The 26,224-nt window shown below is 73.2% G+C and carries 20 protein-coding genes; 10 read left to right on the forward strand and 10 right to left on the reverse strand.

From position 1 onward, the window contains the following. Window positions 1-4 precede the first annotated feature (4 nt). From ACIBW6_RS34285 to ACIBW6_RS34315, 7 genes are all read right to left on the reverse strand, one after another. The gene (locus ACIBW6_RS34285; RefSeq protein WP_399066746.1) at window positions 5-1,165 is read right to left on the reverse strand and encodes an ADP-ribosylglycohydrolase family protein; all 1,161 of its coding nucleotides are present in this window, start codon (window positions 1,163-1,165) and stop codon (window positions 5-7) included. Then, window positions 1,162-2,355 carry an ADP-ribosylglycohydrolase family protein gene (locus ACIBW6_RS34290; protein WP_399066747.1) on the reverse strand — a complete coding sequence of 398 codons (1,194 nt, stop codon included), beginning with the start codon at window positions 2,353-2,355 and terminating at the stop codon, window positions 1,162-1,164. The genes ACIBW6_RS34285 and ACIBW6_RS34290 overlap by 4 nt, the downstream gene beginning before the upstream one ends. Before the next feature lie 112 nt (window positions 2,356-2,467). Continuing rightward, a complete protein-coding gene (locus ACIBW6_RS34295; protein ID WP_399066748.1) occupies window positions 2,468-3,562 on the reverse strand; it encodes an ADP-ribosylglycohydrolase family protein in 1,095 nt (364 codons plus the stop codon). Between the two features lie 34 nt (window positions 3,563-3,596). Further along, complete coding sequence (locus ACIBW6_RS34300) at window positions 3,597-4,907, reverse strand: ABC transporter substrate-binding protein (protein WP_399066749.1); 1,311 nt, start codon at window positions 4,905-4,907, stop codon at window positions 3,597-3,599. Then, window positions 4,907-5,755, reverse strand: coding sequence for a carbohydrate ABC transporter permease (locus ACIBW6_RS34305; protein WP_399066750.1), 849 nt, complete (start codon window positions 5,753-5,755; stop codon window positions 4,907-4,909). The genes ACIBW6_RS34300 and ACIBW6_RS34305 overlap by 1 nt, the downstream gene beginning before the upstream one ends. Beyond that, on the reverse strand, window positions 5,752-6,711 hold the full coding sequence (locus tag ACIBW6_RS34310; RefSeq protein ID WP_399066751.1) for a carbohydrate ABC transporter permease: 960 nt from the start codon (window positions 6,709-6,711) through the stop codon (window positions 5,752-5,754). Before ACIBW6_RS34310 ends, ACIBW6_RS34305 begins: the two co-directional genes overlap by 4 nt. Before the next feature lie 19 nt (window positions 6,712-6,730). Beyond that, window positions 6,731-7,786, reverse strand: a complete 1,056-nt coding sequence (locus tag ACIBW6_RS34315; protein ID WP_399066753.1) for a LacI family DNA-binding transcriptional regulator — start codon at window positions 7,784-7,786, stop codon at window positions 6,731-6,733. A gap of 302 nt (window positions 7,787-8,088) precedes the next feature. Between ACIBW6_RS34315 and ACIBW6_RS34320 the strand changes: the two genes are divergently transcribed. Next, entirely contained in the window at window positions 8,089-8,820 is a 732-nt protein-coding gene (locus ACIBW6_RS34320; RefSeq protein WP_399066755.1) for a VIT1/CCC1 transporter family protein, read from the forward strand. Window positions 8,821-9,132: 312 nt separating this feature from the next. Here the strand turns inward: ACIBW6_RS34320 and ACIBW6_RS34325 are convergent, their stop codons facing one another. Then, on the reverse strand, window positions 9,133-9,282 hold the full coding sequence (locus tag ACIBW6_RS34325) for a hypothetical protein (protein WP_399066781.1): 150 nt from the start codon (window positions 9,280-9,282) through the stop codon (window positions 9,133-9,135). Here ACIBW6_RS34325 and gltB point away from each other — a divergent pair. Together gltB and ACIBW6_RS34335 are read left to right on the forward strand one after the other, a co-directional pair. Continuing rightward, a complete protein-coding gene (gene gltB / locus ACIBW6_RS34330; protein WP_399066758.1) occupies window positions 9,215-13,843 on the forward strand; it encodes a glutamate synthase large subunit in 4,629 nt (1,542 codons plus the stop codon). The genes ACIBW6_RS34325 and gltB overlap by 68 nt on opposite strands. After that, entirely contained in the window at window positions 13,836-15,296 is a 1,461-nt protein-coding gene (locus tag ACIBW6_RS34335) for a glutamate synthase subunit beta (RefSeq protein WP_399066760.1), read from the forward strand. The genes gltB and ACIBW6_RS34335 overlap by 8 nt, the downstream gene beginning before the upstream one ends. Window positions 15,297-15,431: 135 nt before the next feature. Here ACIBW6_RS34335 and ACIBW6_RS34340 read toward each other — a convergent pair whose 3' ends face one another. Next, window positions 15,432-16,277: a chitosanase gene (locus ACIBW6_RS34340; RefSeq protein ID WP_399066763.1), complete on the reverse strand. Its 846-nt coding sequence runs from the start codon at window positions 16,275-16,277 to the stop codon at window positions 15,432-15,434. Between the two features lie 122 nt (window positions 16,278-16,399). Between ACIBW6_RS34340 and ACIBW6_RS34345 the strand changes: the two genes are divergently transcribed. From ACIBW6_RS34345 to ACIBW6_RS34370, 6 genes are all read left to right on the forward strand, one after another. Next, window positions 16,400-16,990 carry a HutD family protein gene (locus ACIBW6_RS34345; protein WP_399066765.1) on the forward strand — a complete coding sequence of 197 codons (591 nt, stop codon included), beginning with the start codon at window positions 16,400-16,402 and terminating at the stop codon, window positions 16,988-16,990. 26 nt (window positions 16,991-17,016) lie between these two features. Further along, window positions 17,017-17,622 (forward strand): TetR/AcrR family transcriptional regulator, encoded by a 606-nt coding sequence (locus ACIBW6_RS34350; protein ID WP_399066767.1) that lies wholly within the window; start codon window positions 17,017-17,019, stop codon window positions 17,620-17,622. Between the two features lie 142 nt (window positions 17,623-17,764). Beyond that, window positions 17,765-17,968, forward strand: coding sequence for a cold-shock protein (locus tag ACIBW6_RS34355; RefSeq protein WP_005318814.1), 204 nt, complete (start codon window positions 17,765-17,767; stop codon window positions 17,966-17,968). 92 nt (window positions 17,969-18,060) lie between these two features. Continuing rightward, window positions 18,061-19,674 carry a DEAD/DEAH box helicase gene (locus ACIBW6_RS34360; protein WP_399066769.1) on the forward strand — a complete coding sequence of 538 codons (1,614 nt, stop codon included), beginning with the start codon at window positions 18,061-18,063 and terminating at the stop codon, window positions 19,672-19,674. Between the two features lie 320 nt (window positions 19,675-19,994). Continuing rightward, entirely contained in the window at window positions 19,995-20,729 is a 735-nt protein-coding gene (locus tag ACIBW6_RS34365) for an SDR family oxidoreductase (protein ID WP_399066779.1), read from the forward strand. A 1-nt stretch (window position 20,730) separates the two neighbouring features. Continuing rightward, window positions 20,731-21,675, forward strand: coding sequence for an SDR family oxidoreductase (locus ACIBW6_RS34370; RefSeq protein WP_399066771.1), 945 nt, complete (start codon window positions 20,731-20,733; stop codon window positions 21,673-21,675). Between the two features lie 194 nt (window positions 21,676-21,869). Here ACIBW6_RS34370 and ACIBW6_RS34375 read toward each other — a convergent pair whose 3' ends face one another. Next, entirely contained in the window at window positions 21,870-22,775 is a 906-nt protein-coding gene (locus tag ACIBW6_RS34375; RefSeq protein WP_399066773.1) for a hypothetical protein, read from the reverse strand. 291 nt (window positions 22,776-23,066) lie between these two features. Here ACIBW6_RS34375 and ACIBW6_RS34380 point away from each other — a divergent pair, with 291 nt between their 5' ends. Continuing rightward, window positions 23,067-26,186: an endo-alpha-N-acetylgalactosaminidase family protein gene (locus tag ACIBW6_RS34380; RefSeq protein WP_399066775.1), complete on the forward strand. Its 3,120-nt coding sequence runs from the start codon at window positions 23,067-23,069 to the stop codon at window positions 26,184-26,186. Window positions 26,187-26,224: the final 38 nt, after the last annotated feature.

A 26,224-nucleotide genomic window follows, 5' to 3' on the forward strand; every position in this document is an offset into this window, starting at 1 on the left:
GCCCTCACCGGCCCGCGATCGCCGCGAACGCGGACTCGTGGGCGCGGCGCCGCTCCAGGTCCCGCGCGTGCACCTCGCGGGTGACCCGGGACAGGGCGGCGGCCGGGGCGTGCAGGTCCAGCCTGCTGGCCCGCGCGATCTCGGCGCTCCACTCCGCGGGCACCGCGCTCTCCCCGTACAGGGCGCCGACGATCGCGCCACTCATCGTGGCGATCGAGTCGCAGTCCCGGCCGTAGTTGACCGAGCCCAGCACCGTGTGCCGGAAGTCGCCGCCGCCGACCAGCAGCATGCCGAGCGCCACCGGGAGTTCCTCGATCGCGTGCAGCCGGGAGGGGCGGCGGGCGCCGAGCGAGGGCTTGCGGTAGTCCGGGCCGACCGTGTCGAAGGGGGCGACGGCCTCCCGGAGCGGGGCGAGCGCCGCCTCGAAGTCGTCGTGGCGGGCCGCCACCTCGCAGACCGCCTCGATCGCGGCGCGGGTGCCGTCCTTGGCCAGGGCGAGCGCGTCCTCGACCACGGACCGGGGGGTCGCGCCGGGCTTGTACGCGGCCGCCACCGCCGCGGCGAAGACGCCGGCCGCCTCCCGGCCGTACGAACTCTGGTGGGCGCCCGCGACGTCCAGCGCCTCGTGGTAGGCGCGCAGCGGGTCGCCCGCGTTGACCGCGCCCACCGGCGCCATGTACATCGCCGCACCGCAGTTGACGATGTTGCCGACGCCCGCCTCGCGCGGGTCGACGTGGCCGTAGTGGATGCGGGCCACGATCCACTTCTCCGCGAGGAAGATGCGCTGCAGGGGCAGCGCCTCCGCCTCCAGCTCCGGGATCCAGCGGGGGGTGGTGATCAGGTCCGGGACCAGGTGGTCGGCGACGGCGTAGGCGTCCAGGTGGTCGCGGACCTTCTCGTAGACGCGGATCAGCGCGTGCGTCATCAAGGTGTCGTCGGTGACGTGGCCGTCGCCCTTGTGGTACGGGGCGATGGGACGGGCCGTCTTCCAGTCGTCCTTGTAGAACGGCTCCACGATGCCGCGCACCCGGCCGCCGTGCCGCTCCGCGATGGCCTGCGGGGTCCAGCCCTCGACCGGGCCGCCGAGCGCGTCGCCCACCGCGGCACCCACCAGGGCGCCGGTGGTGCGGTCCTCGAGGGACGGGGGAGTGGGGGTGCTGCTCATGCCGAAGTTCCTTCCGGGGTGGCGGGGTCGGGGTGACCGGTGGCGGGGCTCGTGCGGGTCGCGGCCAGGCGCGCCGCCAGTTCGGTGAGGTCGGTGCCGGCCAGGCGCGGCAGGGCGCAGCCGGCCAGGGTGCGGCAGGCGTCGCGCCACGTCCCGGGCAGCGCCTCCGCGCCGCCGAGCGCCCCGGTCAGGGCGCCCACCAGGGCGGGGGCCGAGTCCGCGACCCGGGACAGGCAGGCGGTGGTCGGCACCGCCTCGATGACGGCGCCCGCCGCGGCGGTGGCGACGGCCAGTGCGACGGGGACGGTCTCCGCCGCCGCGATCCCGTAGCTGTAGACGTGGTCGACGATCTCGTGCTCCAGGACGGGGACGAGGGCGAACGCGTTGCCGGGCAGGCCCGGGCGGGCGGCGGCCGTGGTGCGGCCCAGCTCCACCGCCCGGTGCGCGTTGCGGTGGATCTCGGTGCCCTCGGGCAGCTGGGCGAGCGCCGCCGCCACGCACACCTCCACCGACGCGCCGCCGAGGGCCGCCGCGACGGCCGCCGCCATGGCGCGGGCGCCGTGCACGCCGTCGCCGTCCTGGGTGTACCGGGCGTCGAACTCCGCGAGGTCCGCGGCGCGTTCGGGATCGCCCGGGTGGACGACGGCGAGGACGGTCGCGCGGACGCAGGCGGCGTCGTCGAAGTAGTGCGGGTTGTCGTGGCCGGTGGCGGGCGGGCGGAGCCCGGCCGCGAGGTTGCCGAGGCCCGCCCGGACGGAGATCCGGGCCCGCAGCGGGATCTGCGCCGACTCGATCTCGTCGGCCCGGGCCGCCGCCGCGGCGATCTCGTCGGCGAGCGTGTTCCAGGCCAGGCCGAGCGCGGAGCGCACCCGGTGGTCGGCGGGGAGGTCGCCGAGCCCGTCCGCGTAGGCGTCGAGGACGGCGAGCGCGGTGAAGGCCGCCCACTCGGCGTCGTCCGACGGGCCGAGGCGCAGCGGCTCGGGAGGCTGGTTCAGGGCGATCGGGACGGGGAGGGTGGTCGTGGCGTTCTGCTCCGCGAACGTGTCGAGTTCGCGGGTCAGGCGCCGGGTCCAGTCGGGGAGCCGGGCCGCGCGGTGGCGCCCGGAGGGCCAGCCGGCCGCGTCTCCCGCGGCGATGCCCAGGAGCAGGCCCTCGATCCGAGACGTGGTGTCCGCCGGGGCTGGGGTCATGAGGGGGCCTGGCCTTTCGGTGGTGCGGGTGGTGCGGTGATGCGGGTGGCGTCTGAGGCGGTCAGGGGGCCGCGCTCGGGCTCGGCGGGAGACGCCCCGTGCCCGGCCCTGGTCACGCCGCCGCTCCTTCCGGCGGGGGCGGGGTCAGGCGGTCCGCCACGTCCAGGATGTGGCGGCCCGCCATGGAGGGCAGGCAGCTGCCGCGGACCGGGCCGATCGCCGTCGACCAGGGCGGCGGGATCGAGACCTCCCCGCGCAGCGCCCCGGCGAGCGCCCCGGCCACCGCCGCCGTGGTGTCCGCGTCCCGGCCCATGTTGACGGCCGTCAGGACGGACTCGCGGAACTCCCCGCGGGCCACCGCGAACGCCCCGAACGCCAGGCCGACCGCCTCCGGCGCCAGGTCCGTCCACGGATAGCCGCCGATGACGACGGCCTTGCGCACGGCCCGCTCCATCGACAGCTGCGTGGCGTCCGGGTCGCGGCGGGCCCGGCGCGCCGCCTGCACCGCGCGGTGCAGGGAGCGCGCCGTCCAGGAGTCCTCGGGGACCACGGAGAGCGCCGCCTGGACCACGGCGTCCGGGTTGTGGCTGACCATGGCGGCGGCCACCCCCGCGGCGACGGCCCGGCCGCCGAGGATGCCCTCGCCGTCGTGCGACACCGTGCCGTCGATGGAGACGAGCCGGGCCGCCTCGGCGGGCCGGCCCGCCGCGTAGACGCCGAAGGGGGCGGCCCGCATCGCCAGGCCGTCGCTCCAGGCGTGCCGGTGCTGCGCCGAGATGGGTGCCGCGAGGCCCCGGCGCAGGTTCTCCAGGGTGCCGCGTTCGCTGAAACCGGCGCCCTTGAAGGGGCCCTCGTCCCGGTCCGCGATCCACGTGTGCCAGGCCGCTTCGACGTCCGCGATGGTCAGGGCCGCCCCGTGCTCGGCGAGGAGCAGCCCGGAGAAGATCGCGTACTCCGTGTCGTCCGTCCCGGCCGGGTTCTCGGCGACGAAGCCCTCGATGCGGCCCCAGCGTTCGCGGATCTGGGAGGGCTTCATGTTCTCCGCGGGCGCCCCGAGCGCGTCGCCGACGGCGAGGCCGAGGAGCGCGCCCCTGGCCCGGTCCCGGGGGAGGATCGCGCCCGGCGGCGGGGGGTGCGGGACGGTGCGCAGCCGGCGGGCGCGCGCGGTGCCGTCCGCGGGAGGGTCCGGGTCGACGCTGACGCTCATGGTGTTCGTGCTCTTTTCTGGGGTCGTGCTCGGTTCAGCGCTGGTAGCGGTCGAGGATGCGGTTGCCGTCGGTGGCCAGGCGCGAGCGCAGCTCGTCGATGCCGAACGCGCCGTTGTAGTACTCCTGGTAGGCGGGGGTGGCGACCTTGTCCTTCCACTCCGCGTAGCCGCGCACCCCGAGGACCGGGGAGGGGCGCAGGGCGGTGGCGATGTCGGCGCCGGTCCGCCAGCCGTACGTGTCCGTGGTGAGGGCCGGGTCCTTGAGCGCCTGGGTGCTCGTCGGCAGCAGCCAGTCCCCGCGGGCGAGGCGGACCTGGTTGCGGGCCTGGGTGAGGAAGGCGATGAAGTCGGTCGCCGCCTGCTTGTGCCGGCTGTCCTGAGAGACGGAGAGGGTCTGCGGGGCGGTGCCCTGCGCCAGGCCGCCGGCGTCGGAGGGCATGGGCAGCACCGTCCAGTCGAAGCCCTTGGGAGCCTGCTGCTGGACCTGCTGGCGGTAGGAGAAGTTGAGCGGGAGCATGGCGTAGCGGCCCGCGAAGAAGCCGGGCAGGGTGTCCGAACCCGACATGCCCAGGCCCGTCTTGGGCGCTGTGCGGTCCTTGTTGACCTGCCGGTTGATGAGCTGGGCCACGGCCGAGTCCGCGGCGTCGTAGCGGATCTCGTTCTTGCCGTCCTCGTCCTTGTAGAAGATCTGGCCGCCGGTGGACAGGGAGAGGTTGACCGACTGGCTGACCGGCTCCTTCATGGACCAGGCGACGCCGTAGCGCTCGGGCGTGCCGTCGTGGTCCGTGTCGCGGGTGAGCCTGCGCGACGCGGCCTCGAACTCGTCCCAGCTCCAGGGGTGCGCGGCCGTGGGGACCCGGACCCCGGACTGCTTCAGCAGCTTGGTGTTGGCGATGAGGACGCGGGGTTCCTGGAGGAAGGGGACGCCGTACGTGGCGTGCTGGTAGGTGGTCGTGTCCCAGGACGCCCGCGGGATGTCCTTGCGCAGGGACGCGGGCAGGTACGGGGTCAGGTCGGCCAGGTAGCCGCCGTTGGCGAAGTCCGTGAGGTCGGAGGCGTCGTCGTGGAAGATGTCCGGCGCCTCGCCGCCCTCGAAGGAGGTGAGGAGCTGGTCGTGGACGTTGTCCCAACTGCCCTGCACGTACTTGACCTTGACGTGGGCGTGGGTGTCGTTCCACTGCTTCACGAGGGCCTTGTTGGCGTCGACGGACTCCTTCTGCCAGGCCAGGCTGAGGAATTCGAGGGTGACCGTGCCGTCCGCCGAGTCGTCGCCGCCGCCGCAGCCGGCGAGGAGGGACAGGCACAGCGCCGCCGCGGCCGGCGCGGCGATCCGCCGGGTGCGCATCAGCCCTTCACCGCCCCGCTGAGCATGCCGCCCACCAGGCGGCGCTGGAGCAGGGCGAAGAAGACGAGGCTGGGGATGGTGGCGAGGACCGAGGCCGCCGCCAGCGGGCCGAGGTCCGCGACGCCCTCGGCGCCGAGGAAGCGGGTGAGGATGACCGACATGGTCTGGTTCTCCGGGGACTTGAGGAGCACGAGGGCGAAGAAGAACTCGTTCCAGGCGGTCACGAAGCTGAACATCAGCGTGGCCACCAGGCCGGGGGCCAGCAGCGGCAGCACCACGCTGACGAGCGTGCGCAGCCGGCTCGCGCCGTCCACCGCCGCCGCCTCCTCCAGCGAGGTCGGCACCGCCTTCACGTAGCCCTGGAGCATCCAGAGCGAGAAGGGCAGGTTCCAGACGACGTAGACGATGATCAGGCCCGCGATGCTGTCGATCATGTGCAGGTTCTTCAGCACGAGGAACAGCGGGATGATCACCAGGACGAACGGGAACATCTGGCTGACCAGGATCCACGCGGTGCCCGCCTGGCTGACGCGCGACCGGTACCGGACCATCACGTACGCGGCCGGGACGGCGATCGCCACCGAGATCAGGGACGCGCTGACCGCGACGATCAGGCTGTTCAGCGCGGAGTGCAGTAGGGGCTGCGCGTCGAACGCGGCCCGGTAGTTGTCCAGGCTCGGGTGCTGCGGGAGCCACGTCGGGTCGATCGAGCCCAGCTCGCGCGGGGACTTGAACGATGTCGACAGCAGCCACAGCAGCGGGAAGGCCAGGAAGACGAGGTAGCACAGGAGGGACGCGTACTGGCCCGTCCGGCCCGCCGCGCGGGTCAGTGTGCGGTGCGCGCTCATGCCGCGTCCTCCTTCAGCCGCTTGCGCAGGAACAGGGTGAGCAGGACCGCGATCACCGCGATCATGACGAGGCCCATCGCGGCCGCGTAGCCGAACTGCCCGTACTTGAAGGCCTCTTCGTAGGCGAACAGCATCGGCAGCCGGGTCTTGCCGCCCGGGCCGCCCTGCGTCAGCACGTACACCAGGCCGAAGGAGTTGAAGTTCCAGATGAAGTTCAGGGCGGTGATGGAGAGGACCACCGGCCTGAGGGCCGGCCAGGTCACGGTGGTGAAGCGGCGCCAGAGTCCCGCGCCGTCCAGCTGGGCCGCCTCGCGCAGTTCGTGCGGCACGTTCTGCAGGCCCGCGAGGAGGACGACCGTCGTTTGCGGCATGCCCGCCCAGACGCCGACGACGATCACCGCGGGCAGCGCGTAGGAGAGGTCGGAGAGCCAGTCGACGTTCTCGTGGACCACGCCGAGCTGGGTGAGCGTCTTGTTCAGGATGCCCGCGTCCGCGTGGTAGACGAGGCGCCACATGATGCCGACGACGACCTCCGGCATCGCCCACGGGACCAGTGCGAGGGTGCGGGCCAGCCAGCGGAAGCGCAGGTTCTGGTTGAGCAGCAGCGCAAGTCCGAGGGCGAGGACGAACTGCAGCGCCGTGACGCACACCGCCCAGATCAGCCCGATGCGGAACGACTCCCAGAAGAGGCCGTCGTGGCGCAGGTCCAGGAGGTTGTCCAGGCCGACGAACTGGGTGGGTGACGTGCGGCCCGCCTGGGAGTCGGTGAAGGCCAGCGAGAGGCCGTACAGCAGGGGACCGACGCTGAGCAGCAGGATCGGGACGAGCGCGGGCAGCAGCAGGAACCAGGCGCCCCGGTCCAGGCCGAGCGCCTTTCTGCGCTGGTCGGGGGTGCGCGGCGGCGGGGTGCCGCGGCTGCCCGGGACGGCACTGTCCCGGGAGGCGGAGAGACTCATGGCTCGAACCTCGTGACTCTCAAGCGTCGGGCGTCGCCGGGCCCGTGGAGGCGCGGACGACGAGGCGGGGAGGGGCGGTGGTGGTGTGGGGAGCGGGGGAGCTGGGGGAGCCGGGAGATCCGGGAGCGGCCAGGCGCTCCAGGAGCAGTTCGGCGGCGCGCCGGCCGCGCTCGGTGGAGCCGAGGTCGACGCTGGTCAGCGGGGGCCACCCGGCCTGCGCGAGGACGCTGTCGTCCATCCCCGCCACCGCCACGTCCTCGGGTATGCGCAGGCCGCGGGCGTGCAGGGCGCGGGCCGCGCCGAGCGCCAGCTGGTCGTTGGCGCAGAAGACCGCGTCGGGTGCCTGGTGCAGCAGCGCGGCGGCGGCCTCGGCGCCCGACTCGATGCCGAAGTCGGTGTGGACGACGAGCGCGGGGTCGTGGGCCAGGCCGACTTCGGCGAGGGCGGCGCGGTAGCCCGCGTGCCGGTTGCGGCCGGGGACCGTGTCGGCGGGGCCGTTGACGAAGGCGATGCGGCGCCGCCCGGTGTCGTACAGGTGGCGCACGGCGAGCGCGGCGCCCGCGACGGAGTCGGCGCGCACGCTGTCCACCGGCACGCCGTCGGGCAGGGAGCCGATGACCACGACCGGGCCCGCCGCGGCGCGCAGCGCCTCGATGTGGGCGTCGGTGATGCGGATGGGGCAGATGATCAGACCGTCGCTGGTGCGGTCGCCGAGGCTGCGCAGGACGGCCAGCTCGTCGTCGACGACGGCGTCCGTGGAGTGCAGCAGCAGGCGGTGGCCGGCCGCCTTCGCCACCGACTGGATGGCGCGGACCATGGCGACGTAGACCGGGTTGCCGATGTCGGGCATCGCGAAGGTGAGCTGCCGGGTGCGGCCGTCCTTGAGGGAGCGGGCCACCGCGTTCGGCACGTACCCGAGCTCGGCGGCGGCCCGCTCCACCCGCTCGACGGTGTCGCGGCGGGCGCCGAGACCGTTCAGGACGCGGGAGACGGAGGCGATGGAGACGCCCGCGCGCTCGGCGATGGAGACGATCGTCGGCTGGCCCCGCTGGACGGAGGCCGCTGCCCTCGGCATCTTCTGTCTCCTTCGGCCCGTGGACGGGTGGTTTCTGTGTACGTCTCCGAGACGTCTCTGTAAACGTTTCCCGCAGCTGGAAACGTTTACAGATGTTCGGGCCGACATTCCCTCTCCGTCAACGGAGGCGATGGGTGATCCATCTCACGGACGGCCGCGGGAAGGGCGCGGTCAACGCGTGCGCGTCGCGTTGCGCAGGGTGCAAAACCGCAGGTAAGTACGGCCTTCCTTGCTAGCGGTCGCCTGGCTTCGCGCGTAGCTTCTGGGGCGTAGGACGACTTCAGGGGAGTGGGGATCACGGCATGGCCATCATCGAGACCGAGGCGGCGCTGCACGACGCGCACCGGGACAACCACACCCACCGCGACGTCAACGGCGGCTGGCTGCGCCCGGCGGTGTTCGGTGCGATGGACGGACTCGTCTCGAACTTCGCGCTGATGGCGGGCGTGGCGGGCGGCGCCGTCTCGCAGCAGACCGTGATCATCACCGGTCTCTCCGGGCTCGCCGCCGGCGCCTTCTCCATGGCGGCCGGTGAGTACACCTCCGTCGCCTCCCAGCGCGAGCTGGTCGAGGCGGAGCTGGCCGTCGAGCGGCGGGAGCTGCGCAAGCACCCGGCCGACGAGGAGCGCGAGCTCGCCGAGCTGTACGTCTCCCGGGGCGTCGAGCCCGCCCTGGCCGCCGAGGTCGCGCGGCAGCTGTCGAAGGACCCCGAGCAGGCCCTGGAGATCCACGCGCGCGAGGAGCTGGGCATCGACCCCGGCGACCTGCCCTCGCCGGCGGTGGCCGCGGTCTCCTCGTTCGGCTCGTTCGCCCTCGGCGCCCTGCTGCCCGTGCTGCCGTACCTGCTGGGGGCGAGCGCGCTGTGGCCGGCCGTGGTGCTCGCGCTGATCGGGCTCTTCGCCTGCGGGGCCGTGGTGGCGAAGGTGACCGCCCGTTCGTGGTGGTTCAGCGGGGTGCGCCAGCTGGTCCTGGGCGGTGCCGCGGCGGGTGTGACGTATCTCCTGGGCAGTCTCTTCGGTACTGCAATAGGTTGACGGCTCGCCGGTCACGACCGGAAGATGGCTATACAGGGCCTTGCATAAGTAGTCGTTACCGGACGGTTTCGACTCCTTGACCACGGGGCATGAGCCGTAAGCGCTGTGGGCAATGAGGCCCGCGACGCGCACGGCGTACCGGCCCCCGGGACATCGATCTGCCCGCCGGTGTCTCCTCCCACCGCCACCGCGGTGTCCGCATGATGGAACGAAGTATCCAGTTTCCGAGATTGACCCCATCATGTAATCTGCACGAAATTTTGCAGCAGCTTGAACCCCAGCAGTACGTCAGAGGTACTGCGGGCAGCGCTTTCAGCAGTACTTCAGCAGTACCCCGCAGAGGGCCAGCGTCGTCCCTCGGCACCCCAATGCCACGACGACGACGGGAGAGCCGATGCGTACGCCGCGCCAGCCGTCCCAGCATTCCACCAGCGGCCAGGACACCACGAACTGGTCGCACATGGATGCTCGCCCTGCCGCCCAGGGCATGTACGACCCGCGCAACGAGCACGACGCCTGCGGCGTCGGCTTCGTGGCCACCCTCACCGGCGAGGCGAGCCACACGCTGGTCGAACAGGCGCTCACGGTTCTGCGCAACCTGGAGCACCGCGGTGCCACCGGCTCCGAGCCCGACTCGGGCGACGGCGCGGGCATCCTCTCCCAGGTCCCGGACGCATTCCTGCGCGAGTCGGTCGGCTTCGACCTGCCCGCCGCCGGTTCGTACGCCGTCGGTATCGCCTTCCTGCCCGAGCAGGGCACCCAGGAGTACGTCTCGCACATCGAGACGATCGCCGCCGAGGAGGGCCTGACCGTCCTCGGCTGGCGCGAGGTGCCCGTCGCCCCGCAGCTGCTCGGCGCCACCGCCCGCTCGACGATGCCCGCCTTCCGGCAGATCTTCGTCGCGGACGGGGTCAACAAGGACGTGGCGCTCGACCGCAAGGCCTTCCTGCTGCGCAAGCGCGCCGAGCGCGAGGCCGACGTGTACTTCCCGTCGCTCTCCGCCCGCACCATCGTCTACAAGGGCATGCTGACCACCGGCCAGCTGGAGCCCTTCTTCCCGGACCTGTCCGACCGCCGCTTCGCCTCGGCCATCGCGCTCGTCCACTCGCGCTTCTCCACGAACACCTTCCCGTCGTGGCCGCTCGCGCACCCCTACCGCTTCGTCGCCCACAACGGTGAGATCAACACCGTCAAGGGCAACCGCAACTGGATGCGGGCCCGCGAGTCGCAGCTCGCCTCCGAGCTGTTCGGCACCGACGCCCGCGGCGCGCAGAAGCTGGAGCGCGTCTTCCCCGTCTGTACGCCGGACGCCTCCGACTCCGCGTCCTTCGACGAGGTGCTCGAACTGCTCCACCTCGGCGGCCGTTCGCTGCCGCACAGCGTCCTCATGATGATCCCGGAGGCCTGGGAGAACCACGCCTCCATGGACGCCGACCGGCGCGCCTTCTACCAGTACCACTCCACGATGATGGAGCCCTGGGACGGCCCGGCCTGCGTCACCTTCACCGACGGCACCCAGGTCGGCGCCGTTCTCGACCGCAACGGTCTGCGCCCCGGCCGCTACTGGGTCACCGACGAGGGCCTCGTCGTCCTCGGCTCCGAGGTCGGCGTCCTCGACATCGACCCGGCCAAGGTCGTCAAGAAGGGCCGGCTCCAGCCGGGCCGGATGTTCCTCGTCGACACCGCCGAGCACCGCATCATCGAGGACGACGAGATCAAGGCCGGCCTCGCCGCCGAGAACCCGTACGGGGACTGGCTGGAAGCCGGCGAGATCGAGCTCTCCGACCTGCCCGAGCGCGAGCACATCGTGCACACGCACGCCTCCGTCACGCGCCGCCAGCAGACCTTCGGCTACACCGAGGAAGAGCTGCGCGTCCTCGTCGCGCCGATGGCCAGGACCGCCGCCGAGCCGATCGGCTCCATGGGCACCGACACCCCGATCGCCGCCCTCTCGGCGCGCCCGCGGCTGCTCTTCGACTACTTCACCCAGCTCTTCGCGCAGGTCACCAACCCGCCGCTGGACGCGATCCGCGAGGAGCTCGTCACCTCGCTGCGCTCCTCGCTGGGCCCCGCGGGCAACCTCCTGGAGCCCACGGCCGCCTCCTGCCGCTCGGTCACCCTGCCCTTCCCGGTGATCGACAACGACGAGCTGGCCAAGCTCATCCACATCAACGCCGACGGCGACATGCCCGGCATGAAGGCCGCGACGCTCTCCGGCCTGTACCGGGTCTCCGGCGGCGGCGACGCGCTCGCCGCCCGCATCGACGAGATCTGTACCGAGGCCGACGCCGCCATCGAGGCCGGCGCCCGCCTGATCGTCCTCTCCGACCGGCACTCCGACGCCGAGCACGCGCCGATCCCCTCGCTGCTGCTCACCGCCGCCGTCCACCACCACCTCATCCGCACGAAGCAGCGCACCCAGGTGGGGCTGCTCGTCGAGGCGGGCGACGTCCGCGAGGTCCACCACGTCGCGCTGCTCATCGGCTTCGGCGCCGCCGCCGTCAACCCGTACCTGGCGATGGAGTCGGTCGAGGACCTGGTCCGCGCCGGCACCTTCCTCGCGGGCGACGAGAACGGCGAGCCCGAGGAGGCCATCCGGAACCTGATCTACGCGCTCGGCAAGGGCGTCCTGAAGGTCATGTCCAAGATGGGCATCTCCACCGTCGCCTCCTACCGCGGCGCGCAGGTCTTCGAGGCCGTCGGCCTCGACGAGGCCTTCGTCGAGAAGTACTTCAACGGCACCGCCACCAAGATCGGCGGCGCCGGCCTCGACGTCATCGCCGACGAGGTCGCCGCCCGGCACGCCAAGGCCTACCCGGCCAGCGGCATCGCGCCCGCGCACCGTGCCCTGGAGATCGGCGGCGAGTACCAGTGGCGCCGCGAGGGCGAGCCGCACCTGTTTGACCCCGACACCGTCTTCCGGCTCCAGCACGCGACGCGCTCGCGCCGCTACGACATCTTCAAGAAGTACACGGGCCGGGTGAACGAGCAGTCCGAGCGCCTGATGACGCTGCGCGGCCTGTTCGGCTTCAAGTCGGGCGAGCGGCAGCCGATCTCCATCGACGAGGTCGAGCCGGTCTCCGAGATCGTCAAGCGGTTCTCGACCGGCGCCATGTCCTACGGCTCCATCTCGCGCGAGGCCCACGAGACCCTCGCCATCGCCATGAACCAGCTGGGCGGCAAGTCCAACACCGGTGAGGGCGGCGAGGACCCGGAGCGCCTGTACGACCCGGCGCGCCGCTCCTCCATCAAGCAGGTCGCCTCCGGCCGCTTCGGTGTGACCAGCGAGTACCTGGTCAACGCCGACGACATCCAGATCAAGATGGCGCAGGGCGCCAAGCCCGGCGAGGGCGGCCAGCTGCCCGGCCACAAGGTCTACCCGTGGGTCGCCAAGACGCGGCACTCGACGCCGGGCGTCGGCCTCATCTCGCCGCCGCCGCACCACGACATCTACTCCATCGAAGACCTGGCCCAGCTGATCCACGACCTGAAGAACGCGAACCCGCAGGCGCGGATCCACGTGAAGCTGGTCTCCGAGGTCGGCGTCGGCACGGTCGCCGCGGGCGTCTCCAAGGCGCACGCGGACGTCGTCCTCATCTCCGGCCACGACGGCGGCACCGGCGCCTCCCCGCTGACCTCGCTCAAGCACGCGGGCGGCCCCTGGGAGCTCGGCCTCGCCGAGACCCAGCAGACGCTGCTCCTCAACGGCCTGCGCGACCGGATCGTCGTGCAGACCGACGGCCAGCTCAAGACCGGCCGCGACGTGCTCATCGCCGCGCTGCTCGGCGCCGAGGAGTTCGGTTTCGCGACCGCGCCGCTCGTCGTCTCCGGCTGCGTCATGATGCGCGTCTGCCACCTGGACACCTGCCCGGTCGGCATCGCCACGCAGAACCCGACGCTGCGCGAGCGGTTCTCCGGCAAGGCCGAGTACATCGTCAACTTCTTCGAGTTCATCGCCGAGGAGGTCCGCGAACTCCTCGCCGAGATGGGCTTCCGCACCCTCGAAGAGGCCGTCGGCCACGCCGAACTCCTCGACACCGAGCGGGCCGTGGACCACTGGAAGGCGCAGGGCCTGGACCTGGCCCCCCTCTTCCACGTCCCCGACCTGCCCGAGGGCGCCGTCCGCCACCAGCTGACCACCCAGGACCACGGCCTGGAGAAGGCGCTCGACAACGAGCTGATCAAGCTCGCCGCCGACGCCCTCGCCGCGAACGACCAGACCGAGGCCCAGCCGGTCCGCGCCCAGGTCGCCATCCGCAACATCAACCGCACGGTCGGCACGATGCTCGGCCACGAGGTGACGAAGAAGTTCGGCGGCGCCGGGCTGCCCGACGACACCATCGACATCACCTTCACCGGCTCGGCGGGCCAGTCGTTCGGCGCGTTCGTGCCGCGCGGCGTGACCCTGCGCCTGGAGGGCGACGCCAACGACTACGTCGGCAAGGGCCTCTCGGGCGGCCGCATCGTCGTCCGCCCGGACCGCGGCGCCGACCACCTCGCCGAGTTCTCCACCATCGCCGGCAACACGATCGCGTACGGCGCGACCGGCGGCGAGCTGTTCCTGCGCGGCCGCACCGGCGAACGCTTCTGCGTCCGCAACTCCGGTGCCACGGTCGTCTCGGAAGGCGTCGGCGACCACGGCTGCGAGTACATGACCGGCGGCCACGCGGTGGTCCTCGGCGAGACGGGCCGCAACTTCGCGGCCGGCATGTCCGGCGGCGTCGCGTACGTCATCGACCTGGACACCGACAACGTGAACGCCACGAGCGTCGCCGCGGTCGACGTCCTGGACGAGGACGACAAGCAGTGGCTGCACGACGTCGTGCGCCGCCACGCGGAGGAGACCGGCTCGACGGTCGCCGGGAAGCTGCTCGCCGACTGGGACGCGTCCGTGGCCCGGTTCAGCAAGATCATCCCCAGTACGTACAAGGCAGTGCTCGCCGCCAAGGACGCCGCCGAGCGAGCGGGTCTCTCCGAGACCGCGATCACCGAGAAGATGATGGAGGCGGCGACCAATGGCTGATCCCAAGGGCTTTCTCAACCACGGGCGCGAGGTCGCCGAGACCCGCCCCGTCGGCGAGCGCGTCAAGGACTGGAACGAGGTCTACGTCCCCGGTTCCCTGCTGCCGATCATCAGCAAGCAGGCCTCGCGCTGCATGGACTGCGGCATCCCCTTCTGCCACAACGGCTGTCCGCTGGGGAACCTGATCCCCGAGTGGAACGACTTCGCCTACCGCGAGGACTGGTCGGCGGCGCAGGAGCGGCTGCACGCCACGAACAACTTCCCGGAGTTCACCGGCCGCCTGTGCCCCGCTCCGTGCGAGTCGGCGTGCGTGCTCGGCATCAACCAGCCGCCCGTCACCATCAAGAACGTCGAGGTCTCCATCATCGACCAGGCGTGGGACCGCGGCGACGTCGCGCCCCAGGCCCCGGAGCGGCTCTCCGGCAAAACCGTCGCGGTCATCGGCTCGGGCCCGGCCGGTCTCGCCGCCGCCCAGCAGCTGACCCGGGCCGGCCACACGGTCGCCGTCTACGAGCGCGCCGACCGCATCGGCGGCCTGCTCCGCTACGGCATCCCCGAGTTCAAGATGGAGAAGCGGCACATCAACCGCCGCATCGAGCAGATGCGCGCGGAGGGCACCAAGTTCCGCACCGGCGTGGAGATCGGCCGCGACCTCGACGCCGCCAAGCTCCGCAAGCGCTACGACGCCGTCGTCATCGCCGCCGGCGCCACCGTCTCCCGCGACCTGCCGGTCCCGGGCCGCGAGCTGAACGGCGTGCACTTCGCCATGGAGTACCTGCCCCTCTCCAACAAGGTGCAGGAGGGCGACTTCGTGCAGCCCCCCATCACCGCCGAGGGCAAGCACGTCGTCGTCATCGGCGGCGGCGACACCGGCGCCGACTGCGTGGGCACCGCCCACCGACAGGGCGCCGCCTCCGTCACGCAGCTGGAGATCATGCCGCGCCCCGGCGAGGAGCGGAACCCCAACCAGCCGTGGCCGACCTTCCCCATGCTCTACAAGGTCACCTCCGCGCACGAGGAGGGCGGCGAGCGGGTCTACTCCGTCTCCACCACCCACTTCGAGGGCGACGAGGACGGCAACGTGCAGGCGCTGCACCTCACCGAGGTCGAGTTCATCGACGGCAAGCTCACCCCGAAGCCCGGCACCGAGCGCACGATCCCGGCGCAGCTGGTCACCCTGGCCATGGGCTTCACCGGCACCGACCAGGAGAACGGCCTCGTCGCCCAGTTCGGCCTGGACCTCGACGCCCGCGGCAACATCGAGCGCGACGCCGACTTCCAGACCAACGTCCCCGGCGTCTTCGTCGCCGGTGACGCGGGCCGCGGCCAGTCCCTGATCGTGTGGGCCATCGCGGAGGGCCGCTCGGCCGCCCGCGGCGTGGACCGCTTCCTGACCGGCGTCTCCGAACTGCCGGCCCCGATCCGCCCCACGGACCGCTCCCTCACGGTCTGAACGCCCCACCCCCAGAACGTCCCGTACAACGGCGTACGGAACTGAGCGCGACGCCTGCCCCACTGTCCCCGACCGGACGACCGGGCGGGCGTCGCGGTGCGTCCGGGCCCGGCGCCCGCGCCGCCGCGGACCGCCTCAGCCGACGTGGTACGTCTCCCCGTACACCTGCCACGTCAGCGGTGTCCGCAGCGTCAGGTTCCCGTCGTACAGGAAGCGGCGCTGCGCGGTGTCGACGCGGCTCGTGTCGCGGTGGGCCTTCTGGGACTTCATCAGCGCGCGCCGCCCGTCCAGGAAGATGTCCAGGTACGCCTTCTCGTCGCCGCCCTCGGCCGGGGTGTCGGCCTCCTTCAGGGCGCGGGTGCGCAGGCCGTAGAAGCCGTTCGGGCCGGTGCCGGGGCCGTGCATGACCATCGCGTCGTAGTAGACGAACTGGCCGAGGGCGCCGAGCCCGTCGCGCTGCGCGAGGCGCACCGCCGGATCGAAGTAGATCCGGTCGCGCTCCTCGTCCTGCGCCGCACGGAAGGCGGCCACCTTCGCCTCCGCCTTCCAGGCCGCCCGGAACCCCGGGTCGAGCCCGGTGTGCGCGTCGCTGCCGTCGACCCGGCGCAGCGCGGGCAGGTAGCGGGCCAGGGCGTTGTCCGGGTGGGCCCGCGTGTACCGCTCGACCAGCGCCAGCAGGTCGTGGGTGCCGGTGCAGAAGCCGATGATGCCCGCCGTGTAGCCCTGCCCGTCGCCGATGTCCTCGACGTAGCCGTACTGGCCGCGCCAGTCCAGGGTGGAGTTCTCCGCGCTGGCGACGAGCTGCTGCGCCAGCTCCTTCTTCTCCGGGTCGTCCAGCGCGGGCGGCCGCCCGCCCGCCGGGGCACCGGTGCGGGCCCGCGCCTCGTCGCCCTCCCCGTCCGGGGACAGCACGAGGACCACCCCCAGGACGAGGGAGGCCACAGCGACGAAGGAGAGCACCAGCCAGCCCGCGCGTTTCATGCCCGCCAGCGTAAGCGGCGCCCCGTCCGGCGCCCCGGCACGGCACCACCCCGCCCGGTCGCCCCGGCCACCCGCGGGACCGCCCGGTCGCGGCGGAACCGGCCCGCGTACGCTCAGCGTTCATGATCGACCCCGTCGCCCGCGCCCTGCCCGCCGCCGACCGCGCCGCCGTCGCCTGGAAGAACGGGGGCGGCGTCACCCGCGAGATCGCCGCCGCGCCGCCGGACGCCGACATGGCCGGCTTCCTGTGGCGGGTCAGCATCGCCGACGTGGCGGCGGACGGACCCTTCTCCGCGTTCCCCGGCGTCGACCGGACGCTCACCATGATCGAGGGTGCGGGCATGGAACTGACCGTCGGCGCGGGCGGCACCCTCGTCGACGCCCCGTACGTGCCCCAGGACCTCCCCGGTGACGTCACCACCGGCTGCCGGCTGCTCGGTGGCCCCGTCGTCAACCTCAACGTGATGTGGCGCCGCGACGCCCTTCCCACGCCCCCGGCCGTCGCCGTCGTCCGCGGCCGGCTGCCCCTCGCCCCGTGCACCACCCTCGTCGTCGCCCTCACCGCGGACGGCGCGAGCCTGCCGGGCCTGACCCTCGGCCGGCACGACGCCGCCCTCGTGGCCGGGGCCCGCACCCTGCACGCCCCCGGCCCCGTCGCCGTCGTCACCGGACTGCCGGCCGCCGGCACCACCGCACCGGCGGGCACCCGGTGAGCGAGCGGGCGGACCACAATAGGCGCGTGCCTACGAAGAAGAAGCCCCAGGCGGCCCCGGACGGCCGGCGCCGCGAGATCCTGGCGACCGCCGCCGAGGTCTTCGCCGCCCAGGGGTACGACGCCACCACCGTCCGCACGATCGCCGACGCGGCGGGCATGCTCGCCGGCAGCCTCTACTACCACTTCGACTCCAAGGAATCGATGCTGGAGGAGATCCTGCGGACCTTCCTCGACGAGCTGTGGACCGGCTACGACACCGTGCTCGCCGCCGGACTCGGCCCCCGGCAGACCCTGGAGGCCCTCGTCACCGAGTCCTTCCGGGAGATCGACCGGCACCGCAGCGCCGTCGCGATCTACCAGCGGGAGGCCCGCCGTCTCGCCGGGCAGCAGCGGTTCGCGTTCCTCGCCGACTCCCAGCGCCGCTTCGAGGTGACATGGCTCACGACCCTGGAGCGCGGCGTCGCGGACCACGCGTTCCGCGCCGACCTCGATCTGCGGCTCGCCTACCGCTTCGTCCGGGACACCGTCTGGGTCGCCGCCTCCTGGTACCGGCCCGGCGGACAGCACAGCCCCGAGGAGATCGCGCGCCAGTACCTGACCATGGTCCTGGACGGACTCGCGGCCCGCTGACGAGGCGTGCTAAGGTCACCGTGTTGCAGTTTTGGTACCCATAGACTTTATGTGCGCCTGACGGGAATGATCCTCAGGCGCATTATTGTTTTGCCGGGGCGTTCTCGGAATGGGGGGCTGCTACCTGTTCAAGGAGAATGACATGGCCACCGGTACCGTTAAGTGGTTCAACTCGGAAAAGGGCTTCGGCTTCATCGAGCAGGACGGCGGCGGCGCTGACGTCTTCGCCCACTACTCGAACATCGCCACCTCGGGCTTCCGCGAGCTCCAGGAAGGCCAGAAGGTGACCTTCGACGTCACGCAGGGCCAGAAGGGCCCCCAGGCGGAGAACATCCTCCCCGCCTGATCCAGCATCACCGGGCCGGGGTCCGCACCTTCACGGTGCGGGCCCCGGCTCATGCTGTCCCCACCCCCCGGAGTCCCCGGAAGGCATGCCGCATGGCCAGCTCAGCCCGCCCGTCCCGCCGTCGCAGTCCCCGCCCCGCAGCAGCAGGAGCGCGGCGCGCCCCCGAGCAGCAGCGCCGGCAACAGCCCACGCCGCCCCGCGAGTTCACCATGCCGGAGAACACCACTCCCGCGCTGCCCCCGGTCGACGCCTTCGACGAACTCGACATGCCCGCGGCCCTCTTGAAGACCCTGGCCGCACAGGGCGTCACCGCGCCGTTCCCGATCCAGGCCGCGACGCTGCCCAACTCGCTCGCCGGACGCGACCTGCTCGGCCGCGGCCGCACCGGCTCCGGCAAGACCCTCGCGTTCGGTCTGTCGCTGCTCGCCCGCACCGCCGGTGCCAAGGCCGAGCCGAAGACCCCGCTGGCGCTCGTCCTCGTCCCCACGCGCGAGCTCGCCCAGCAGGTCACCGACGCCCTCACCCCGTACGCCACCTCGCTCCACCTGCGCATGGCCACCGTCGTCGGCGGCATGTCGATCTCCCGCCAGGCCGGCCAGCTGCGCCGCGGCGCCGAGGTCGTCGTCGCCACCCCAGGCCGCCTCAAGGACCTCATCGAGCGCGGCGACTGCGCCCTCGGCCAGGTCCGGATCACCGTCCTCGACGAGGCCGACCAGATGGCCGACATGGGCTTCATGCCGCAGGTGACCGCGCTGCTCAAGCAGGTCGCGCCGGGCGGTCAGACCATGCTCTTCTCGGCGACGCTCGACCGGAACGTGGACCGGCTCGTCAAGCAGTTCCTCACCGACCCCGTCGTGCACTCCGTCGACCCGTCCGCGGGCGCCGTCACCACGATGGAGCACCACGTCCTGCACGTCCTCGACGAGACCGACAAGAAGGCCGTCACCGCGCGCATCGCCGCCCGCGAAGGCCGCGTCATCCTCTTCGTCGACACCAAGCGCTCCGCCGACCGGCTCGCCAAGCGGCTGCTGGCCAGCGGCGTGCTCGCCGCGCCCCTGCACGGCGGCCGCAGCCAGCCGCAGCGCAACCGCACCCTGGAACAGTTCAAGGACGGCCGGGTCACCGCGCTCGTCGCGACGAACGTCGCCGCGCGCGGCATCCACGTCGACGACCTCGACCTGGTCGTCAACGTCGACCCGCCCACCGAGCACAAGGACTACCTGCACCGCGGCGGCCGCACCGCCCGCGCCGGCGAGTCCGGCAGCGTCGTCACGCTCGTCCTGCCGGAGCAGAAGCGGGACGTGCAGCGGCTGATGCGGGACGCCAAGGTGCAGCCCCGTACGACCCAGGTCCGCTCCACCGACGAGGAACTGGTGACGATCACCGGGGCGCGCGAGCCCTCCGGGGTGGCCGTCACCATCGCCGTGCCCGAGCAGGCCGCTCCGGCCGCCGCCGCGAAGCCGCGGCGTTCGCGCCGCTCGCGCGGCAGCGGCTCGGGCAGTGGTGGTGCGGGGCGCTCCGCGGGCGGCGAGGGCCAGCGGTCCGCGCAGGGCGGCCAGCGCTCGGCTCAGGGTGGTCAGCGGGCCGCTCAGGGCACGGGCGGCGGGCGGCGGCGCTCGGGTGCCGGTGCGGCGAACGGTGCCGCGGGCGGCGGCAACCGGCGTGGTCACGGGGGGCCGCGTGGACCCCGCCAGGCTGCGGCCTAGTCGGCCCCACGGATGGATGGCGTCCCCTAGCGGGCGGAGTTGAACAGCAGGCCCCGCGTCGGTAGTCACCGGCGCGGGGCCCGTTTTTTCGTGGTGCGGGTGCGGGTGCGGGTGCGGGTGCGGGTGCGGTGCCCGGCCGTGGGAGTGGGGGTCTCGTCGCCGGGGGACCGTCGGTGGGGGCTGGGCGCGCAGTTCCCCGCGCCCCTGAGGGGTTCGCGGCTTCGTCGCTGCCCATTGGACCCGGACTGTGGCCAGGCGGGGCGTCGTCGGCTACCTTTCCACCTAACGTTTGTTTGGTGGAGAGGGAGGGGGTGCGCGGGGTGCGTGGGCGGGTCGTCGTCGTCACGGGTGGGACCAGGGGAGTGGGCGCGGGGATCGCGGCCGCCTTCGTGCGGGCCGGTGCGCGGGTCCTGGTGTGCGCCCGGCGGCCACCCGAAGTGCCCGCGCCCGGCTGCGAGTTCGTCCCCGTCGACCTCCGCGACCCGGCAGCCGTACGCGCGCTGTTCGCCGGGCTCGACCGGGTGGACGTCCTGGTGAACAACGCCGGCGGCACCCCGTACCGGCTGCTCGGTGACACGGACGCCGAGCGGCACGCCCGCGTCATCGAACTGAATTTGACCGCACCGCTGACCGCCTCGCTCGCCGCCCGCGCCCACCTCGCCGCCGCCCGCGGCTCCATCGTGATGATCGGCAGCGTCAGCGGGACCCGGCCCTCACCGGGCTCGGCCGCCTACGGCGCCGCCAAGGCAGGCCTGGAGAACCTGGCCCGCTCCATGGCCGTGGAATGGGCGCCGGACATCCGCGTCAACACCCTCGTGCTCGGCATGGTGCGCACCGAGCTGACCGCACGGCACTACGGAGACGCCGCCGGCGTCGCGGCGGTCGGCGCGACGGTGCCGCTGGGGCGGCTCGCCGAACCCCGCGAGGCCGGCGAAGCCGCCGTGTTCCTGGCCTCGGACGCGGCGTCGTACATCACCGGGGCCAGCCTGCTCGTGCACGGCGGCGGCGAGCGCCCCGCGTTCCTGGACGCGGCGACGGCCCACAAGGAGGCCTGAGATGGAGCGGACGGCACGAGCGCGCGGCGGCGGTCCGGACGGTGGACTCTGCGCGGGGCGGGTGGTGGCCGTCACCGGGGCGGGCCGGGGGCTGGGCCGCGCGCACGCCCTCGCCTACGCCGCCGAAGGGGCGCGGGTCGTCGTGAACGACCTCGGGGTGGGCCTCGACGGTTCCCCCGCGGCGGACAGCCCCGCCGCGCAGGTCGTACGGGAGATCGAGGCGGCGGGCGGCACCGCCGTCGCCCACGGCGGCGACATCGCCACCGGGGCGGGCGCGGCCTCGCTCGTGGACACGGCCCTCGACGCCTTCGGGCGGCTCGACACCCTGGTGAACAACGCGGGGTTCCTGCGCGACCGCATGCTGGTGAACCTCGCCGACGACGACTGGGACGCCGTCCTGCGGGTCCATCTCACCGGCCACTTCCTGCCGCTGCGGCAGGCCGCCGCGTACTGGCGGGCGGAGGCGAAAGCGGGCCGCACGGTGAGCGCCCGGGTCGTCAACACCTCGTCCGGGGCGGGCCTCGCGGGCTCCGTCGGGCAGGGCAACTACAGCGCGGCCAAGGCGGGCATCCTCGGCCTCACCCTGGTCGCCGCCGCCGAACTCGCCCGGTACGGAGTGCAGGTCAACGCCGTCGCCCCGGCCGCGCGGACCCGGATGACCGAGGCCACGTTCGCGGCGACGATGGCCGCCCCGCCCGGCGGCTTCGACGCGATGGCGCCGGAGAACGTGTCGCCGCTGGTGGTCTGGCTGGGATCCGGCGCGGCCGGCGCCGGTGTGACCGGCCGGGTCTTCGAAGCAGAGGGTGGCCGCATCACGGTGATGGAGGGCTGGCGGCCCGGCCCGAGCGTCGACAAGGCCGGCCGCTGGACACCGGCGGCGGTGGGCGGAGCGGTCCACGACCTACTGACCCGGACGGAGCCGTCCCGGCCGGTGTACGGGGCGTAGGGCCGGCCGGGGCCGGGTGTCCGGGGCCGGCCGGGGCTGGGTGTGGCCGGGTGTCCGGGACCGACCGGGGCAGGGTGCGGCCGGGTGTCCGGGACCGGCCGGGGCAGGGTGCGGCCGGGTGTCCGGGACCGGCCGGGGCCGGGTGCGGCCTGGGTGTCCGGGGTGTCCGGGGCCCGCGACGACCCCGGCAGGACCTACGTGTCGCACTCCAGCACCGTGCGGCACAACCCGCACCGCGCCCGCACCCGCCCGCGCACCGGCACCCGGATCCGCTGGTGGCACGTCGGACAGGGGAACGACACCCGCAGCGCGGACCGCCCCTGCGGTCCCTCCCCGGAGAACGCGTACGGGCCCGCGGGCGCCGGACCGTGCGGGCCGTGATCCTGGGCGTACCGGCGGTCCTTGGCGTACCGGCGCCGCCCGGTCCAGCCCGCCGCGGTGAGCGGCGGCTGCTGCTCGTCGCGGCGCGCCTGCGCCAGCCCCTTGGTGTACGCCGTGTACGCCTGCGCGCTGGTGAACCACGTCTCCGGCGCCTCCCCGAACACCAGCGACCGCTTCGCCAGGACGTACCCGAACTCCTCCGGCGTCAGATACCCCAGCTTCTGCGACGACGCCCCGTCCTCCCGGTACGCGTCCAGGAGCAGCCAGCCCGCGCCGAGATAGGTGGCCGCGGTGTCGGTGAGGATCTCGTTGTCCCGCGTCCCCGGGTACGCCAGGCCCAGCCGGTGCAGGTACACGTGCATGATCTCGTGGGCCAGCGCGGCGCCGATGTCCCTGCGGTGCGTCCGGAACCGGTCGTTCAGCTCGATGAAGTACTCCGGCCCCGCGGCCAGTTCGACGCTCGCCGCGTGCTCCATCTCCCGGAAGCCGACGATCATGCGGGCGTCCGGCAGGTGGTAGTGCCGCACCAGCTCCCGCGCCACCCGCTGCGCGCCCAGGTGCAGGTCGTCCTGGTCGGCGAAGGCCACGTCGGCCGGGGCGACGCTCGTCGCGAAGGTGCGCACCGTGTCGTACGAGAGGCGCTTGTAGAGCGCGGTGACCGCCGACCGCACGGTCTCCAGATGCGGATAGCCGTGCACCACCGGTCCGCCGTTCGCCACCGCGCACCCCCCTGGGGCCGCCGGGTCGCCTGCCCCCGGGGTCCGCCCCCGGGCCCGGCACTCCCAGAGTAAGGCCGCCGCCCACCCCGGGCGCCAGGGTCCGCCGGGCCGGCCCGGACCCTCCTGGCGGAGGCGGCCGGGGAGGCCCGCATCCGGGGCCCGGTGTGCGCGAGCGGTGCCGGGGGCGCCTCCGTTAGTCCAACACCTGTCCCCGCTTTGTCCATGGGCTCTGCGACCCCGCGCGGCGCATCGTGATCGACACCCCGAACCCGCCGTGAGAAGGAGTGCCCCGTGCCCCCCACAGGCCAGCCGAAGCCGACCACAGGCCAGCCGAGCCAGTCCACCGGCCCCAGCCGCAGGGCCGTCGTCGCCGCCGGCGCCGCCGCGGGCACGAGCCTGACGCTCGGCCTCGCCGCCCCCGCCACCGCCGCCGCCCCGGCCGGCGCCGACAGCGCAGTCCTGCGCTCCGCGGACCTCGACGTCCGCGTCGCCACCGGCTTCCCGACCGTGATCTCCTACACCGACCGCGCCACCGGCGCCGTCCTGCACGCCCAGCCCGACCCCGTCACGACCCTGCTCGTCGACGGCGTCAGCCACACCCCCGAGGTGAGCGCGAGGATCGGCGCCGCCCGCGCCGACTACCGGCTCACCCTGGCGGGCGCGACCACCATCGACGTCCGCGTCACCGTGGCGGGCGACCGCGTCGACTGGCGCGTCACCCGCATCCGCGACACCCCCGCCCTGCGCGTCGGCACCCTCCAGATCCCCGGCCTCGCCCTGCTGTCCGTCCGCAGCGACCAGCCCGGCGCCGCGCTGCTCGCCGCGAAGGTGCAGCTCGACAAGGCCAAGAGCGGCGACACCCTCCTCACCCCGCAGGCCGACAGCCCCGCCGCACCGCCCGCCGGCTGCGCCTACGCCGTCGTCGCCCACGACCGTCTCGGCGGCGCCGTCGAGACCAACACCGTCTACGACAAGCCAGACGCCGCCAGCAGCTGGGAGAACGGCCGCCTCTGGTACGAGACCGTCCGCGGCGACGGCCACACCGCCGTCCGCCTCGCCCCCGGCCAGTGGACGCACCGCGCCGCCACCGCCCCCGTCGACGCCACCGAACCCCTCCCGTACGCCACCGTCATCGTCACCGGCGACCGCAACGGCGACGGGACCGTCGACTGGCAGGACGCCGCGATCGCCTTCCGGTCCATCGCCGTCACCCCGCGCGGCGCCGACGAGCAGCACCTGCGGGTCGTCCCGCACATCCCGTTCAACTTCGCCTCCCAGGCCACCAACCCGTTCCTGGCCACGCTCGACGAGGTCAAACGCATCCACCTGGCCACCGACGGGCTGCGCCAGTACACCCTGCTCAAGGGCTACCAGTCCGAGGGCCACGACTCCGCGCACCCCGACTACGCGGGCAACTACAACGAGCGCGCGGGCGGCCTCGGCGACCTCAACACCCTGGTCCGCGAGGGCGCCCGCTGGAACAGCGACTTCGCCGTGCACGTCAACGCCACCGAGTCCTACCCCGTCGCCCACGCCTTCTCCGAGACCCTCGTCGACAAGACCGACGAACAGTGGGACTGGCTCGACCAGAGCTACCGGATCGACCAGCGCCGCGACCTCGTCTCCGGCGACATCGTCCGCCGCTTCGCCGCGCTGCGCCGGGACGCCGACCCGGCCCTCGACACCCTCTACATCGACGTGTTCCGCGAGTCCGGCTGGACCTCCGACCGGCTCCAGCGCACCTTCCGGGAACAGGGCTGGAACGTCACCTCCGAATGGGCCCACGGCTTCGAACGGTCGTCGCTGTGGTCGCACTGGGCCACCGAGACGGACTACGGCCCCGACACCTCCCGCGGCATCAACTCCCGCCTGATCCGCTTCGTCCGCCACCACCAGAAGGACGTCTTCGCCGACAAATGGCCCACCCTCCTCGGCGTCGCCCGCATGGGCAACTACGAGGGCTGGACCGGCAAGACCGACTGGGCCGCCTTCTACCGGCTCATCTGGACCCACTCGCTGCCCGCCAAGTACCTCCAGGCGCACCCCGTCGCCGCCTGGCACGAACACGAGATCACCTTCGCCGGTGCCACCCGCACCAGCGTCAGCGACGCCACCGGCACCCGCCGCATCACCACCGACGACCGGCTCGTCTACGACGACGGCACCTACCTGCTGCCCTGGGAACCCCGCAAGGCCACCGACCCGGCCAAGCTCTACCACTACAACCCCGCGGGCGGGCAGAGCAGTTGGCGGCTGCCGCGCGGCTGGGCGGGCCTGTCCCGCGTCGCCCTGTACCGGCTCACCGACCAGGGCCGCGTCTTCGTCGACCACGTCCCCGTCACCGCCGGCTCGGTCACCCTCGACGCCGCCGCCGACCAGCCCTACGTCCTCTACCGGCGCCGCGCCGACCTGGACCGCGACCCCGCCTGGGGCCAGGGCACCCCGCTGCGCGACCCCGGCTTCCACTCCGGCACCCTGACGGCCTGGACCGTCACCGGGCCGGCCGCCGTGCGCCGCAGCGACCTCGGCGACCACGAACTGGTCATCGCCTCCGGCGCCGCCGCCGGCGTCACCCAGCGCCTTGCCCGGCTCGCCCCCGGCAGCTACGCCGCGTCCGTCCAGGTCGAGGTCGGTGCCACGGCCGGCGAGCGCCGCCGGGCCGCCCTGGAGGTCCGCACCCCGGACGGCGTGACCGCCACCAACTGGACGGACACCTCGACCGCGGTCAACCAGGTCGCCGCCGACCGCAAGCACGGCACCCGCTTCCAGCGGATGTTCACGTACTTCACCGTCCCGCAGGGCGGCGGGCCCACCACCCTCACGCTGCGTGCCGCCGCCGGGCAGGCCCGCGTCCGCTTCGACAACGTACGCGTCGTCCGCGCCACCCGGCCCGCGCTGCCCTCCGGGACCCTCGCGCACGAGGACTTCGAGCACGTGCCACAAGGCTGGGGGCCCTTCGTGAAGGGTGACGCGGGCGGCGCCACCGACCCGCGCACCCACATCGCGCAGCGGCACGCGCCCTTCACCCAGCGCGGCTGGAACGGCAAGACGGTCGACGACGTCATCGACGGCACCCAGTCCCTGAAGTCACGCGGCGAGAACACCGGCCTGGTCTACCGCACCGTCCCGCACACGCTCCGCCTCGTGCCAGGGCGGCGGTACCGCATCCGTCTGCGGTACGAGTGTGAGCTGGCGGGCCAGTACGCCTGGATCACCGGGGTCGACGCGCCCGCCCCCGCGGAGCTGGACCGGGTCCCCCTGCCCGTCGCCGTCGCACCCACCGAGCTGAGCTACGAGTTCGAGGCGCCGGGGGAGGGGGAGGCGTGGGTCGGTCTGCGGAAGGTGGGGGATGACGGTACGGCCGAGTTCGTACTGGACGCGTTCGTAGTGACGGAGGTCGATGTGACGTGACATCGGCGGGTCGTTCGGCTGCCCGCCGGTGGGGCTTC

The sequence above is a fragment of the Streptomyces sp. NPDC049813 genome, from assembly GCF_044465085.1.
GTDB lineage: Bacteria > Actinomycetota > Actinomycetes > Streptomycetales > Streptomycetaceae > Streptomyces.

What these genes read in the sequence shown, in the direction of transcription:
- ACIBW6_RS34305 (WP_399066750.1), bottom strand. Translation starts at nt 5,755, where the DNA reads ATGAGCGCGCACCGCACACTGACCCGCGCGGCGGGCCGGACGGGCCAG.
- ACIBW6_RS34300 (WP_399066749.1), bottom strand. Translation starts at nt 4,907, where the DNA reads ATGCGCACCCGGCGGATCGCCGCGCCGGCCGCGGCGGCGCTGTGCCTG.
- ACIBW6_RS34295 (WP_399066748.1), bottom strand. Translation starts at nt 3,562, where the DNA reads ATGAGCGTCAGCGTCGACCCGGACCCTCCCGCGGACGGCACCGCGCGC.
- ACIBW6_RS34315 (WP_399066753.1), bottom strand. Translation starts at nt 7,786, where the DNA reads ATGCCGAGGGCAGCGGCCTCCGTCCAGCGGGGCCAGCCGACGATCGTC.
- ACIBW6_RS34370 (WP_399066771.1), top strand. Translation starts at nt 20,731, where the DNA reads ATGGAGCGGACGGCACGAGCGCGCGGCGGCGGTCCGGACGGTGGACTC.
- ACIBW6_RS34345 (WP_399066765.1), top strand. Translation starts at nt 16,400, where the DNA reads ATGATCGACCCCGTCGCCCGCGCCCTGCCCGCCGCCGACCGCGCCGCC.
- ACIBW6_RS34290 (WP_399066747.1), bottom strand. Translation starts at nt 2,355, where the DNA reads ATGACCCCAGCCCCGGCGGACACCACGTCTCGGATCGAGGGCCTGCTC.
- ACIBW6_RS34285 (WP_399066746.1), bottom strand. Translation starts at nt 1,165, where the DNA reads ATGAGCAGCACCCCCACTCCCCCGTCCCTCGAGGACCGCACCACCGGC.
- ACIBW6_RS34335 (WP_399066760.1), top strand. Translation starts at nt 13,836, where the DNA reads ATGGCTGATCCCAAGGGCTTTCTCAACCACGGGCGCGAGGTCGCCGAG.
- ACIBW6_RS34355 (WP_005318814.1), top strand. Translation starts at nt 17,765, where the DNA reads ATGGCCACCGGTACCGTTAAGTGGTTCAACTCGGAAAAGGGCTTCGGC.
- ACIBW6_RS34320 (WP_399066755.1), top strand. Translation starts at nt 8,089, where the DNA reads ATGGCCATCATCGAGACCGAGGCGGCGCTGCACGACGCGCACCGGGAC.
- ACIBW6_RS34360 (WP_399066769.1), top strand. Translation starts at nt 18,061, where the DNA reads ATGGCCAGCTCAGCCCGCCCGTCCCGCCGTCGCAGTCCCCGCCCCGCA.
- ACIBW6_RS34325 (WP_399066781.1), bottom strand. Translation starts at nt 9,282, where the DNA reads ATGTGCGACCAGTTCGTGGTGTCCTGGCCGCTGGTGGAATGCTGGGAC.
- ACIBW6_RS34340 (WP_399066763.1), bottom strand. Translation starts at nt 16,277, where the DNA reads ATGAAACGCGCGGGCTGGCTGGTGCTCTCCTTCGTCGCTGTGGCCTCC.
- ACIBW6_RS34310 (WP_399066751.1), bottom strand. Translation starts at nt 6,711, where the DNA reads ATGAGTCTCTCCGCCTCCCGGGACAGTGCCGTCCCGGGCAGCCGCGGC.
- gltB (WP_399066758.1), top strand. Translation starts at nt 9,215, where the DNA reads ATGCGTACGCCGCGCCAGCCGTCCCAGCATTCCACCAGCGGCCAGGAC.